Below are 13,623 nucleotides of genomic sequence, written 5' to 3'. Positions count from 1 at the left end.
CTACAGGTTACCGCCTTTGCGCATGGCGTACCTATGTCGATGCTGTTCAATGAATCCGAGCTTGCCGTACATGGCCACGCCCGCGCTATTCGACGCCACCACCTGCAGGTATGCCTTTTCCGCGCCGTTGTCTTTGCCCCAGCCCAACATGTGGGAACCGAGGGCGGCGCCGAGGCCGCGGCGTCGCCAAGCAGCAGCGACTTCGACGGCAGAGAATCCTAACCACACCGTACCGTCGCCAGACTCGGTGAGGGTGCCGCGGGTGATCGCGATGGTCTCGCCGCTCGGGGCGAGTAGGCGGCCAAATTCCATGGTGCCGTCGATGCGGCTGCGCAGATACTCCAGCGCCTCAGGCGGCAGAGCCCGGCCGCGGAAGTGGTAGAGGTCGAGCCACTCTTGGTCTGGCTGTGCGTCCACGCGGAAAGTGATGCCCTCTGGAAGTGGGGCGCCAGCTACCTCTCCCTCGAGTAGTCGCACCATGACGATGACCTCGGGCTCTAGCTCCCAGTTTTCTGGGGACGCTGCGATGACGCGCTCGGCAGGCTTGCCGATTCGCTCGGGAATAGCCAGGCGAGTGGGGAGATCGTGGCGGGCGTAGAACTCATCGATCTCGTCCATCGGAACCGGGGTGAAGCCCGCCGAGGGACCCAGTGGAACCGCGGAATTGGAACGGCCAGTCACGCCGTCACCCGCGCGCATGAGCCACTGCCCATCCTTGGTCCACGTGTGTTCCTTTCCGGGGAACGCTGCGGCGGTGGCCACCTCGACGGCCCGGATGTCGGAGTTGCGGACCATGCGCGGGGACAGGCGTTTGATGATCTTCAGTTCCTCCGCCGGGATCTCCACCGCTTCCAGCGAGGAGGGATAGCCGCCCACTTCTTGGGGGCGGATGACCAGTGGGTCGAGGGAGAGGACGTGGCCGATGACGTCGGTGTGCATGCCGTCGATTTCGCGCCGGGCGACGACGCGCTCGCCGACCTCGACGGCGTCAGAACGGAAGATGTAGCTCATGTCGATTAAGGGCGATTAGGGGCGCAGTCTATTTACGCGTCGTGGCCGAAGGGATCTTCGTCCTCGCCCGGCATCCAGGTCCAGCCGGCCTCGGTCCACCCGTTGCGCTTGATGATCTTCTTGGCCTGGCGCTTGAAACGGCCGGTGAGCACGTCGGTGTAGACAAAGCCATCGAGGTGGCCGGTCTCGTGCTGGAGCATACGGGCGAAGAAGCCGTAGCCCTCGATAGAGATGTCATTTCCGTGTTCATCCTTGCCGGTGACGCGTGCCCAGTCGGCGCGGCCGGTGGGGAAACTCTCGCCCGGCACGGAGAGGCAGCCCTCGTCCTCGGAGCCGTCGTCGGCAGGCATGCCCTCAGGAATCTCGGAGGTCTCCAAGACCGGGTTGATGACGCAGCCCTTGCGCATGCCGGCCTTGTCGGCCGGCAGCTCGGTACCTTCGGGGCCGTCGGTGTCAGGGCAGTGGTAGACGAAGAGACGCTTGTTGATGCCTACCTGGTTGGCAGCGAGGCCGACGCCGTGGGCGACGTCCATGGTCTCGTACATGTCCGCGATGAGCTCCTGGAGCTCCGGGGAATCGATGGGCTCAGTGACCGGTTCGGTGGGATTGTGGAGAACCGGGTCGCCGTGGATAACGATGGGGCGAATAGTCATGCCCTACAGTTTAGGCATGCACTCCTTGTCAGACCTAGACGCCGCCATCTTGGAGTTCGAATCCCACGCGCCGCGCGGTATCGGACCCAAGGAGGAAGCCATCCGCACCCAGCTGGATATCTCACCGGTGCGCTATCACCAGCGCTTGAACGTGCTTCTCGACGCCCCCGCTGCCGCCGCCGCGTATCCCGTCCTGGTGGCGCGCTTGCGGCGGGTGCGTGACCAGCGCGAAGAGGTGCGGCGCGCCGCAAGGGGGAATGCCCCAGATCTCGACAGCTAGACGCTAGAGTTACTGTTGTGACTAATGTGAATTCAGATAACTCGGCAGAATCCACCCCTACCGATGCCCCAACCGATGCATCTTCTGGTGCATCGACCGGCGCTGCTGTCGGCGGAGCAAGCGGCCTGCCACTACGCGGCCTTGCGATGGTGCTCATCGCCGTTGCAGTCATGCTCGGCATGTGGGGTCTGTACAAGTTGACCTCCGAGGACTCTAGCGATACCGCGTCTCAAACTGGTGCCTCTGAGGCCGCCACGCTCTCAGCTCCAGCAGAAGGCGAGCCGGGCGCACAGGGCGGAAAACCTGGATCCGCGGCCCAGCAGGCTCCGGGCGAGTCTGCGCAGGCTTCCGACCCAGCCGCCGCAGGCGAGAAACGCGATAATGCGGGCAAGGGGGAAAACGCAGCAGATCGAGATGGCCACGATGGAGCCCAGGGCGAGGCTGCCAAGCGCGCGCCCAAAGATATTCCGGTCAACGTCTTTAACAACTCGGGCCGCGCGGGCTATGCCGATGAGGAATCCACCAAGCTAAAGGACCGCGGCTTCAAGGTGGGCGAGGTGGGCAACCTGCCTGGCGACGTCCTCACCGTCCCGCAGACCATGGTCTTCTACCCAGCCGGTGACAAAGACGCAGAGGCACTGGCTCGCCAGACTGCAACCGAGTTTTATGGCGCTACTGCCGTCCCAGAAGGCGCTGTTGCAGAATACCCAGCTGAGCTAGGTGAAAACTACACCAAGGGCAACGCGGTTGTAGCTGTCCTGGCAATTCCGCAGGCCTAGTGCAGCAGGAATAAGTGCAGCAATATAAATTTAAATGCCCAGTATGGTGACTGTGAAAGTTAGACTGAACGGGTGAATACTCCGGAAGAGTCCTTCGCCCGTTCTGCTGAACCCACACTGGGCGTCGAGTGGGAAGTCGCCCTCGTCGACCCCACCACGTGGGATCTCGTGCCCCGTGGCGCCGAACTGATTGAACTCGTCCACGCCGCTGCGCCTGAGATTCACTTGGAGAAGGAATTCCTCCAAAACACCGTTGAGCTCGTCACCGGCATCTGTCGCACGGTTCCAGAAGCCGTGGCTGACCTTGCTCACAAGCTTTCCCACGTCCGAGCCGCCGCCGATGAGATGGGCGTTAAGTTGTGGGCTTCGGGTGGACACCCCTTCACTGATTTTCGTGAAAACCCCGTCTCCACTAAGGAGAGCTATTCCGAAATTATCAACCGCACCCAGTACTGGGGCAAGCAGATGCTGTTGTGGGGCACCCATGTCCACGTTGGCATTCGCCATGAGGATCGCGTCTGGCCCATCATCAACGCATTGATGACCAAGTACCCGCACCTGCTGGCAATTTCGGCGTGCTCCCCGGCTTGGGAGGGCCTTGACACCGGATACGCCTCCAACCGCACGATGCTCTATCAGCAGCTGCCCACCGCTGGCATGCCGTACCAGTTCCAAAGCTGGGAAGAATGGCAGTCCTACATGCGGGACCAGGCCATCTCGGGAGTGATTAACCACACCGGGTCGATGCATTTCGACATCCGCCCAGCTTCCAAGTGGGGCACCGTCGAGGTGCGCATTTCTGACGCCTCCTCCAACCTGCGCGAGCTCTCCGCCGTGGTGGCACTGACTCACTGCTTGGTTGTTCACTACGACCGCATGATTGATCGCGGCGAGGAGTTGCCGATTCTGCAGCCGTGGCACGTGGCGGAGAATAAATGGCGCGGCGCGCGCTATGGCATGGATGCCTTGGTGATTACGTCGCGCGAGACGGATGAGCGCTGGATTAAGGATGAACTGGCAGACCTCGTGGAGGAGCTAACTCCGCTGGCCCGCGAGTTGGGCTGCGCTGAGGAGCTGGCCCTTATCCACGAAATTATCGATGATGGCGCAGGCTATGAGCGGCAGCGTGCCTTGTACGAAGAGACCGGCAGCTGGCAAAAGGTAGTCGAGGCGACCTGCCAGGAGATGCTGGACCGCCAGCCGTTGGAGCGCAATTAGCGCCCTTCAACGCGGGGGCGGCGCTTCGGCGCGCAAGCTACTTGACGCGAACGGTAGGGATCCTGGTCGTAGGCGCAGCGTCTAGTTCGGTGGTGCGCTTTTGTGGCATGAAACCCCAAATTGCGTACACCGCGATGTAGAGGAAGCAAGCTAGTGGCCACACCAGGGAGGCCAATGGCTGGAAGGTTTCCAATGCGTCGAGGGTGCGCGAGGAGCCCCCTAGCCAGACCGGTGCGGCCACGAAAGGCAGTTCCACGATAAGCAGAGCCAGGAAGGACGCTACCGCGGCCAGTTGCGCGCCCCAGACTGTGCGCAGACGCGTTCCGATGGCCTCGTTGACCGCCAGCATTACCCAAATGCCGAAAGGCACAACCCACACGAAGTGGTGGTACCAGGAGAAAGGCGAAACCAAGCAAGCGCTCAAGCCAGTTAGAGCAAAGGCTGCGGTGCTGTTCTTTCGAATCCACGCCGTACGCAGTGCCAACATGGTCACCATAACAATGATGGCCACGCCCAGCAACCACAGCGCGGTATCGTCTTCGCCAGTGAGACGGGCGAGGACAGAACGCAGGGACTTAGCGCCTGGGGCATCGACTTCCCCGATACGGTTGGAGTTGAAAATCTTGTCCGTCCAGAAATCCATTGCGTCGGGGACGAAAGCAACACCGATGCCGATAGTGACTGCGAAAGCGGCGATGGAGCCAATGGCCGCCCACCAGCGCTTCTGGAAGAGCAACGCGAGGCCCATGTAAGCCGGGGTGAGCTTCATGCCAGCGGCAATACCAATGCCGATTCCGGGCAGGCGGAGCTTGGTGGGGAGGAGGAAATCCAGGGACACCAAGAACATCAGCAGGATATTGATCTGTCCATAGTAGAAGGTGCCGTTGATTGGTTCGGCAGCAAGACTGCTTATGAGCAACGCAATTCCCACCAGCCAGGTCAGCGGCCCGAGCCGATAGCCACGCTCGCGAATGACAAGCATGATGACAATGAAGAGGGCGATTCCCGTGACCCATTGCCAAATCACCATGAGATCGTGGTCACTGAAATCAGCCATCCATTCGAAAAACCAGCCAGCAAACGGCGGGTAGGTGAAGGGAAACTCATGGATATAGGGGGCGTCGTAAAGCTGGCCTCCCGCTTTCAAATCCTTGCCCGCCATTTGGTAAATCTTCAAGTCGAACGGGATCTTGCCGAAGAAAGCGCGGTCGCGGCCGGGATAAATGCTGAAGCGGTAAATTACCAAAGCCGTAAATGCCAGTAAAAGAGTCAACAGTGTGGGCATACCGTAGAGTTTCTTGCCCTGTTTTCTCTTCATTCTGTGCATTAGCTTCTATGAATCCTTTTTCCGACGCATTGAACGAGTCGCTGGCTTGTCGTTGCGAGACATATTTTCAGCGGTACCGTACAGGCCTTCACGTCGTGCAATTCGTGAGGTGCGCTGTGCAGTCACCGGACTGGTGATCATTGCAAAGAGTACCAGTAACAATAAAATCCCTAAATCGCCACGCTCAGTCACGCTGAAGGAATCGGAGCCTGTGACGCGGAAAAACGCACCGAGAATAGTGAGAATCAAGCCGGTGGTTTGGGGCTTCGAAATGGCGTGCACGCGTGACATTGTGTCCGGGAAACGCGCCACGCCGATCGCTGCGGCGAGGACGAGCAAGGAGCCGATGAGAATTAAAACAATCGAGATGACGTCAGCAAAAAGGTGATAGCTCATTGCGGGTCCCTCTTTCTAAACCTGGTGACCGAAACAGTGGAGATGAAGCCCAGCAGAGCCACCACTAGCATCGCTGAGACCACCGTTGTGTTGAGCGTCCAGCAAATATAAGTGGCCAGCGCACACTGGAACATGGCCACGAGGCCATCCATACCCACCAGGCGATCCAGTGAGTTGGGGCCCACGATGATGCGCCAGACAGTGATCAAGAACGCCACCACCAAAAGCCCTGCCGCGATGGTGAGCAAAATGCCATAAAGCTGCGGATCCATCAGGGATGGCTCCTTTCAAAAATCTCAATCATGGATGCTTCGAGCTGTGCCACCTGGGCAATCTCCTTTTCGATCTCGGCTTCCGACTCCGCGTCCAGAATGTGGATAGTCAGCATGCGGTTCGCGATATCGATGTCGGTGACGGTTCCACCCGGCTGCAGGTTGTACAGGCTCACCGCGAGGGAGAGGATGAACTCGCTGTCGAGGCGCATCGGCAATTCCAGAATCGCCGTCTTGGGTGGTTCCTGGGGGCGCACCGCCAACCAGCCCACCTTCAGGGAAGCGTGGAAAAGGTCCCACGTCCAATGCAGCATGAAAAGGACGAGCTTGCCCCCCGAGACTTTCACCCCGGAAATCGGCATCTTTGGAAGTGGTAGCGCTAAGACCACGAAGAGGCCTACCAACAAGCCACCCACGAGGTTGGCCACGGTGACCTCGCCCATGAGCAGGCACCACATGACGGTGATCCAAGCTATGAACCACGGGCGGAAGCGGTGGCGAATGCCAGAAAATTTCATCGCTGCCCCTCCTTCTTTTCTGGTGCGCCGGTGGGTGTGGCGGGAGCAACGGAATCGACGCCGGGCTGCGGCTGCTCAATGGGGGAGCGGCGCTGCTCGAAGGAATCAGCGTCGTTTTTGTATCGATCCTTCTGGTCCAGCGTTCGGGAAGGATTATCAGCGTTGTCGCCCAGCACCGCATAGCGGTAGATGGTGTCATCCTGCGCAGACTCGGCCGCGCGGCTGGTCACACCGGAAATGGGGCCGGCTAGGAAGGTAATCGACACTGACGCCAACACCAACAGGGAGGTGGAAGCCAGCATGCCGAAAGGCACCTTGCCCACGTCCTGGCGCTCTTCGAGCTCGATGACATCCGTGACGTCGGAAAGCGGCGAAGGGTGCGCCAATGCCATGTTGCCTTCTGGGGCGTCGGCGCGGTCGCGCAAGAATCCCTTAGCCCATACCAGAACCATGACGTAGAGCGTGAGCAGCGAGGTCAGGACCGCGCCGCCAATCAGGACCCAGGCCTGCCATGAGCCCTCGTTCGCGCCGGCCTGCAGCAAAATGACCTTGCCGAGGAAGCCGGAAAATGGCGGGATGCCGCCCAGGTTCATGGCCGGGATGAAGTACAAAATTGCGATGAGCGGGGCGCTGTAAATCAGCGAGCCCAAGCGGCGCAGGGAGGAGGTACCCGCCTGACGCTCGATGAGGCCCACCACCAGGAAGAGCGCGGTCTGGACCAGAATGTGGTGCACCGCGTAGAAGATGGCGCCGGACAGACCCTGTGCGGTGCCGAGGGACACCCCAAAGATCATGTAGCCGATGTGGCTCACCAGCGTAAATGACAAAAGTCGTTTGATGTCAGACTGCGCCATCGCACCTAAGATACCCACGAGCATCGTGGCCAGCGCTACCCACATGAGCAACTGATCCAGGCCGCCGCCGGTAAAGATGGAGGTGCGCGCACGAATGATGGCGTAGACGCCGACCTTGGTGAGCAAGCCCGCAAAGACTGCCGTGACCAGGGAAGGCGCGGTGGGATAGGAGTCCGGCAGCCAGGCATCCAGCGGGAAGATGGCGGCCTTGATGCCGAAGGCGATGAGCAGCACCGAGAAGATCGCCGTACGGGTGCCCTCCGGGATGGTCTCCATGCGCATGCCGATTTGCGCCATGTTCATGGTGCCCACTGCCGCGTAGACATATGCGAGGGCGAGCACGAAGATGAGAGAGGAGGCCATCGAGACCATAACGTAGCCCACGCCGGCGCGCACGCGGGCGGGCGAGGCGCCCAGCGTGAGCAGCACATAGGAGGCCACGAGGAAGATCTCGAATCCCACATACAGGTTGAACAGATCACCGGCCAAGAAGGAGACGTTCACGCCCATAGTCAGCAGCATGTACGTCGGCAGGAAGACGGCGACGGGCTCGTCCTTGGAACCGTCGCGAATACCCTGCGAGATGGCGTACCACATCACTGAGAACAAGACCACGGACGAGGTAAAGAGCATCACCGTGGAGAGACGATCGGCCACCAGCGTGATGCCTACGGGTGCGTCCCAGCCGCCGACTTGCAGGGTCTGAATGCCCGCGGTGTCGGCGATCAAGATCAGCAGCGCATTGACCGCTGCCAGCAAAAGCAAAGAGAAGAATGCGATCTGGCGCTGGACGCCGGGGAAGCGGGCGCACAGCATCGACAAGGCTGCGGCGAGCGCCGGGATGACCACGGGCATGGGGATGAGGAAGCCCATGTAAGGAAGCAGGAAGCTAACCAGCGGAGGCAGGGTCTCAGTCATCGTTTGCCTCCTTTACGGGTTCCTCGAAGAAGGCTGGGCCAAAGGCGTCGCCTTCCTTGGTGGCGCGGCCGGTGGCCGGGTCGTTGGATGCGTCATGATCAGGGGCCGCGGCGGCGTTGCCCGGGCGGGCGGCCAGAGCCGCGATTGCGGTATCTTCCGCGTCGTCCTCAATGACGTCGGCGGTGCGGTAGCGGTACTGGCGGTAGGCCAGAGTCAGGATAAATCCTGTCAGCGCCATGGAGATCACGATGGCTGTCAGGATCATGCCCTGGGCCAGTGGGTCCGCGATGTTCTCACCGTATTGGGCGGTCTCGCGGCCGTCGATAGGCGGCGATCCAGCCTGCCCGCCGGCCTGCAGGAGCAGCAGGTTGGCGCCATTGCCCAGCAGCAGAATGCCAAGCAGCATCTTGGTCATGGCGCGGTCAAGCATGAGGTACACGCCAGAGCCGCACAGCACGCCTGCGGCGAGGAGAAGGAACAGATTGGCTTCCATTCTTAGCTCTCCTTTCCGGTGGTGTGGGCTTGCGTTGTGCTTGGGGCATCGGGTTGCGCTGCGCTTGACGACGCCCGCGTGGCGCCCGCCGCGTTCTTCTCACGGGAGGAGGCTCGTTCTTTCTGGCGGCGCGCGAGCGAGCGGGCACGGTCACGGGCACGCTGCTTACGCATCTCCTCTTCCTCGTCAAGCTTGCCGCCGAGCGAGTTGAGGATGTACAAGGTCAGGCCCACCACGATGAGGTAGACGCCCGCGTCGAAGACCAACGCGGAGGGCAGCGAGACATCGCCTATGAGCGGCACCGCCACCTTGGTGTAGCCGGTGGTCAAAGGCGGGTGGTTGAAAGCCAGCGGCACAACCACCGAGCCCACCGAGATGAGCAATCCGGTGCCCATGGTGCGCCCGCCGTCGATGGGTAGCGCCTCGTCGAGCTCAGCGCGGCCACCTGCCAGGTAGCGCAGGATAAGAGCCAGCGCCGCGACCAAGCCGCCGGCGAAGCCGCCGCCGGGTGCATTGTGGCCGGAGAAGTAGAAGTACAGCGAGAGCGCGATCATCGAGGGGAAGAGCAGGCGCGTGGCGACATCCACCATGAGGGAGCGGTTGAGGGCCTGTTCTGATTCCACGCCTGCCGCCAGCCAGCGGCGCCCAGTGACCTGCAGGGTGGGGCGGCGCGAGTCGCGGGTGAAGGATTGGGTGCGATAAATCAGCGATGCGATACCCGTGGCGGCGATAACCAACACGGTGATCTCACCGAAGGTATCCCAGGCGCGCAGGTCCACCAACAGTACGTTCACGGTGTTGGCGCCGTGGCCGATTTCTTTGGCCAGTTCCGGCATGAACTCGGAAATGGGGTTAGAGCGGCGGGCATTGATGGCGAACATTCCCACGAGCGTCACGGTAAGGCCCACGCCAACCGCGAGCCAGGCGCGCAGACGACCCATCTTGGGGTCCTGCTTCCACTCGGTATTAGCCGGCATGCGGCGCAGAACCAGCATGAACAAAACCATGATGATGGTCTCCACGAGCAACTGGGTCAGGGCTAAGTCAGGTGCGCCATGCAGCGCAAAGAGGAAGGACAGTGCGTAGCCGGTGACGCCAACGATGATGACGCCAGACAGCCTATTGTCCGTCACGGTGGCAGCGACAGCACAGACGATGATGATGAGCGCAGCAACGATCTGCCACGGGTTTTCCGCCACGATCATGCGTACGTTGGTGAGGTCGCCGCGGATGAGCATGATGACCGGCAGCACCATGAGGGTGGCGAAGATGATCGACATGTTCATCTGCAGGGAGCCGCGCTGCGTGGAAGCGGTGGTGTGCAGCGAGAGCTGACGCAGGCTGTTGATGACGGTGTCGTAGGCCTGGTCTGCTGAGCCCAAAGCCGGGTACTGGAACTGCCACTTGGCCAGTTCTGCGCGCTGCCAGTGGAGGAAGATACCGGCCACGACGATGACTACGGAGATACCCAGCGGTACTGTCCAGCCGTGCCACAGAGCGAGGTAGGTGTGCTCGTCAGCGCCGAAGATGTTGTTGAGGTGCTGGTTGATGCCGAGGGAAAGCGGCTGTGGATTGACGCCGAAGAAGATGGTCAGGGCCGTAAGACCCGCAGGCGGAATCCACAACAGCGGGGAGAGCGCATGCATGTCGGCCACGGCGTCGGAAGTGCCGCGGCTTTGGCCCGCAGCGTCTTTCTTCGTGGCGAAGGCGCCCCACAGGAAGCGCAGCGCGTAGGCCATGGTCAGCATGGAGCCCACGACGACGCCCACCAAGAGCATGTTGCGTGGCATGCCAACGAGCAGCTCCTCGTGAAGGATGGTTTCAAGCGTGGCTTCCTTGGCCACAAAGCCCAGCAGGGGAGGGATGCCCGCCATGGACAGTGCCGGGATGATGGCAAGCAGGTATAGGCCGGGCTTTGCCTTGCCGAGGCCAGAGAGCTTGTCGATGTCGCGCGTTCCCGACGCATGGTCGATGGCACCAACGATCATAAACAGCGCAGCCTTGAACAGGGAATGCGCAAAGGTCAGCGCGAGGCCTGCTTGCAATGCCTCGCGTGAGCCAATGGCCACGATGGCGGTGATGAAGCCCAACTGCGAGACGGTGCCATAAGCCAAGATGAGCTTGAGGTCGCGCTGCTTGAGGGCCATCCAACCGCCCAACAGCATCGTTAAGGTGCCAAGCGGCAGCACGACGAGATGCCAGGTGGCCACCTCGTGGAACTCCGGTGCCAAGCGCGCAACCAGGTAGATACCGGCCTTCACCATCGCAGCGGAGTGCAGGTAGGCAGAGACCGGCGTCGGCGCGGCCATGGCGCCGGGCAGCCAGAAGTGCGCGGGGGCGATGGCGGATTTACTCAGTGCGCCGGCCAAGATGAACACGATGGCAATCGTGATGTAGGGGGTCTGGGCGAGGCGGTCGAAAGTCTCGATCTCACTAAACGTCCACGTGCCCGTTTGGCGGCCGAGCAGGATGATGCCCATGAGCATGGTGAGGCCGCCCAGGGTGGTGACCATGAGCGCCTGCTGCGCGGCGTGACGCGAGGAGGCGCGTTCGCCGTAGTAGCTCACCAGGAGGTAGGACAGCAGGGAGGTCACTTCCCAGAACACGTACATCATCAGGAAGCTATCGGAGATGACCAGTCCATACATCGCGGTGGCAAAGCAGACCATCTGGGAGCCAAACATGGCCAGACGCCGGGGAGTCTGGTCGAAGTAACCCCAGCAATAGAGCAGAACCAAAGCGCCGACGCCCAAAATGATGAGGCTAAAGAGGGCAGAGAGCGCGTCCATGCGCAGATCGACGTTGAGGTTCGCGTCCGGCATCCACTCCATGGTGTAGCGCAGCGTGGCACCGTCACGGAAGGCGCCGGTGGTGAGTTGTTTGAGGACCCAGAAAAAGCCCGCGCCGGGGACAATAGCGAGTGCGCCAAAAGCAGGACGGCCAACAAAAAATATGAGGAAGGGCGCGATGATGGTGGCCAGCACCAAGGCACTCAAGACAGCTATCACAGCTAGGCTCAGGTCTCCTTCTCGTTCGGAGCCGCACGAACACAGTGGCGCACGTGTGACATGTATTCAAATTCAAGCATGCGCCGATGAACTCATCGCGGGCCGAAGCAGAGGTATCTGGCCGGTTAATGAACCACTTTGAAAGGAACCTAGGAAGGTGCCACTGGCAGCGTCAACGCCCCCTTTTCTCACCGCATTGACGCCGAGGGTGCAAGGGTGGATGTATGGAAGTCATGCTCCAAGCATTCACCGCAAGCGTTGAAAATTGGAGAAAACAGGTTTGGGGGACGCATCACGAATGGCGCAGCCAATACTGGCGACTATACCTGCCGACTTTCTAAAAGTCACAGATTTTTAAGGAGGCAGTTATATATGGGGCTAGTTTGGCAGCACACAGGGGCACGCCGTCATGGCGTACCCCTTAAATAAAAGTACCTTTTGCTCTCTTAACTTGCTCTCTTAACTGATCTGGCAGGTTGGTTTTAGGCGAAGCGCTGGAGGAAGTAAGCCTCGGCAGTAGCAATCTTTTCGATCTCCGTTGGATCCACAGACTCGTTGGCGGAGTGGATGGTGGCCTTCGGATCCTCAACGCCGAAGAGTGCGATCTCGGCATTCGGGTGCTTCTCCTGCAGCTCCACGGTCAGCGGGATGGAACCGCCCATGCCCTGGGAGATGGTTTCTGTGCCGTAGGCTTCGGCGAGGCACTCGCCGAGCAGCGTTGCGGCTGGCTTTTCCGGATCAGTTTCAAAGCCGCGGTTAGCCTCGAGGATCTCGACCTTGATGTGCGCGCCCCACGGCACGTGCTTCTTCAGGTGCTCGGCCACGGCCTCCGCGGTAGAGCGGGGGTCCATGATGGCTGGGGTGCGCAGGTTGAGGTTTGCAGCAGCGGTGGCCGGAACTGCGTTGACGGCCTCGGCAACCGGGGTGGAGGTGAAGCCGGTAACGGTAATTGCCGGGCGAGCCCAGATCATGTCGGCGATCTCGGTGGCGCCTGCCGGATCCTGGGAACCCATGATCTCGGTGCCGTCGAGCATCTGTGCATCGGAACGGAAGTCCTCCGGAGCGTAGGCACTGCTCTGGCCTTCCGCCAGCGGCCAGGAGCCTGCGCAGTCGACGCCATCGATAACCGTGCGACCATGCTCGTCGCTGAGAGAATCGAGTGCGCGCATGAGTGCCTTGACGGCGTCGGGAGCTGCGCCGCCAAACTGACCGGAGTGCACGCCCGCCTCGAGGGTGTCAACCTGCACGTAGATCTGCGCGCCGCCGCGCAGGGAGGTGGTCAGGGTAGGCAGGCCGGCCTTGGCATTGCCGGCGTCGGCGATGAGGATGGCGTCGGCAGCAAACAGCTCCGGGCGCTCCTCGATGAGGGCGGACAGGCCCTCGCCGCCGCGCTCCTCGGAGCCTTCGATGAGGAAGGTGAGGTTGAGGTCGGTGCCACCGTTGGTGTCGATCGCGCGCAGGGCAGCCAAGTGCATTGCGACGTTGCCCTTGCAGTCCGCTGCGCCGCGGCCGTACCAACGCACCTCGCCGGAGGCGGATGGGCGCTCGGTCAGGGTCAGCGGATCGGACTCCCACGGTTCACGCGGGCCGACGGGGACAACATCGTAGTGGGAGTAGAGCAGCACGGTCTTGGCGCCCTCTTTGCCCGCGCGCTTGCCGACGAGCGCGGTGGAGCCGTCAGCAGTAGGAATGGCCTCGACGTCGACGCCTGCTTCGGTCAATGCGGAGCGGACCCATGCGGCGGCCTTGGCGCACTCTTCTTCCAGACCTGGCTCATTGTGAACGGAGTTGAAGGAGACGAGCTCCTTGAGCTGAGCGAAGATGCGCTCGCGGTCGGCGGTGATGAATTCAGAAATAGCAGTCATGCTCACTAACATACCCGCCGCGTAGGGATGC

13 protein-coding genes are annotated in these 13,623 nt (G+C 61.3%); 3 read left to right on the top strand and 10 right to left on the bottom strand.

Annotated elements, in window-relative coordinates; all coding sequences use genetic code 11:
• Entirely contained in the window at nt 1-1,011 is a 1,011-nt protein-coding gene (locus HMPREF3153_RS08070; protein WP_070420527.1) for an N-acetylglutamate synthase, CG3035 family, read from the bottom strand.
• Between the two features lie 32 nt (nt 1,012-1,043).
• The gene (locus HMPREF3153_RS08065) at nt 1,044-1,664 is read right to left on the bottom strand and encodes a peptide deformylase (RefSeq protein ID WP_070420526.1); all 621 of its coding nucleotides are present in this window, start codon (nt 1,662-1,664) and stop codon (nt 1,044-1,046) included.
• On the opposite strand from HMPREF3153_RS08065, the gene HMPREF3153_RS08060 reads away from it, so the two are divergent.
• The 3 genes from HMPREF3153_RS08060 to HMPREF3153_RS08050 all read left to right on the top strand — a co-directional run bounded on the left by HMPREF3153_RS08060 (nt 1,663) and on the right by HMPREF3153_RS08050 (nt 3,941).
• On the top strand, nt 1,663-1,944 hold the full coding sequence (locus HMPREF3153_RS08060; protein ID WP_174775814.1) for a DUF3263 domain-containing protein: 282 nt from the start codon (nt 1,663-1,665) through the stop codon (nt 1,942-1,944). The genes HMPREF3153_RS08065 and HMPREF3153_RS08060 overlap by 2 nt on opposite strands.
• Before the next feature lie 17 nt (nt 1,945-1,961).
• Nucleotides 1,962-2,723 (top strand): LytR C-terminal domain-containing protein, encoded by a 762-nt coding sequence (locus tag HMPREF3153_RS08055; protein ID WP_083280976.1) that lies wholly within the window; start codon nt 1,962-1,964, stop codon nt 2,721-2,723.
• Nucleotides 2,724-2,795: 72 nt separating this feature from the next.
• The gene (locus tag HMPREF3153_RS08050; RefSeq protein ID WP_070420524.1) at nt 2,796-3,941 is read left to right on the top strand and encodes a glutamate--cysteine ligase; all 1,146 of its coding nucleotides are present in this window, start codon (nt 2,796-2,798) and stop codon (nt 3,939-3,941) included.
• 37 nt (nt 3,942-3,978) lie between these two features.
• Here the strand turns inward: HMPREF3153_RS08050 and HMPREF3153_RS08045 are convergent, their stop codons facing one another.
• The 8 genes from HMPREF3153_RS08045 to HMPREF3153_RS08010 form a co-directional block, all read right to left on the bottom strand.
• Nucleotides 3,979-5,268, bottom strand: coding sequence for a glycosyltransferase 87 family protein (locus HMPREF3153_RS08045; protein WP_070420523.1), 1,290 nt, complete (start codon nt 5,266-5,268; stop codon nt 3,979-3,981).
• A gap of 6 nt (nt 5,269-5,274) precedes the next feature.
• Complete coding sequence (locus HMPREF3153_RS08040) at nt 5,275-5,664, bottom strand: monovalent cation/H(+) antiporter subunit G (protein WP_005529821.1); 390 nt, start codon at nt 5,662-5,664, stop codon at nt 5,275-5,277.
• Entirely contained in the window at nt 5,661-5,936 is a 276-nt protein-coding gene (locus tag HMPREF3153_RS08035; protein ID WP_005529823.1) for a monovalent cation/H+ antiporter complex subunit F, read from the bottom strand. Before HMPREF3153_RS08035 ends, HMPREF3153_RS08040 begins: the two co-directional genes overlap by 4 nt.
• Nucleotides 5,936-6,454 carry a Na+/H+ antiporter subunit E gene (locus HMPREF3153_RS08030; RefSeq protein ID WP_070420522.1) on the bottom strand — a complete coding sequence of 173 codons (519 nt, stop codon included), beginning with the start codon at nt 6,452-6,454 and terminating at the stop codon, nt 5,936-5,938. Before HMPREF3153_RS08030 ends, HMPREF3153_RS08035 begins: the two co-directional genes overlap by 1 nt.
• Nucleotides 6,451-8,226, bottom strand: coding sequence for a Na+/H+ antiporter subunit D (locus HMPREF3153_RS08025; protein ID WP_070420521.1), 1,776 nt, complete (start codon nt 8,224-8,226; stop codon nt 6,451-6,453). The genes HMPREF3153_RS08030 and HMPREF3153_RS08025 overlap by 4 nt, the downstream gene beginning before the upstream one ends.
• Nucleotides 8,219-8,719 carry a Na(+)/H(+) antiporter subunit C gene (locus HMPREF3153_RS08020; RefSeq protein ID WP_005529829.1) on the bottom strand — a complete coding sequence of 167 codons (501 nt, stop codon included), beginning with the start codon at nt 8,717-8,719 and terminating at the stop codon, nt 8,219-8,221. Before HMPREF3153_RS08020 ends, HMPREF3153_RS08025 begins: the two co-directional genes overlap by 8 nt.
• Nucleotides 8,720-8,721: 2 nt before the next feature.
• The gene (locus HMPREF3153_RS08015; protein WP_070420520.1) at nt 8,722-11,727 is read right to left on the bottom strand and encodes a Na+/H+ antiporter subunit A; all 3,006 of its coding nucleotides are present in this window, start codon (nt 11,725-11,727) and stop codon (nt 8,722-8,724) included.
• Nucleotides 11,728-12,209: 482 nt separating this feature from the next.
• A complete protein-coding gene (locus tag HMPREF3153_RS08010; RefSeq protein WP_070420519.1) occupies nt 12,210-13,592 on the bottom strand; it encodes a dipeptidase in 1,383 nt (460 codons plus the stop codon).
• Nucleotides 13,593-13,623 lie beyond the last annotated feature (31 nt).

Source organism: Corynebacterium sp. HMSC06C06 (genome assembly GCF_001807295.1).
In the GTDB taxonomy this organism is placed as follows: domain Bacteria; phylum Actinomycetota; class Actinomycetes; order Mycobacteriales; family Mycobacteriaceae; genus Corynebacterium; species Corynebacterium striatum.
This window is presented reverse-complemented; position numbering and strand designations above follow the sequence as displayed.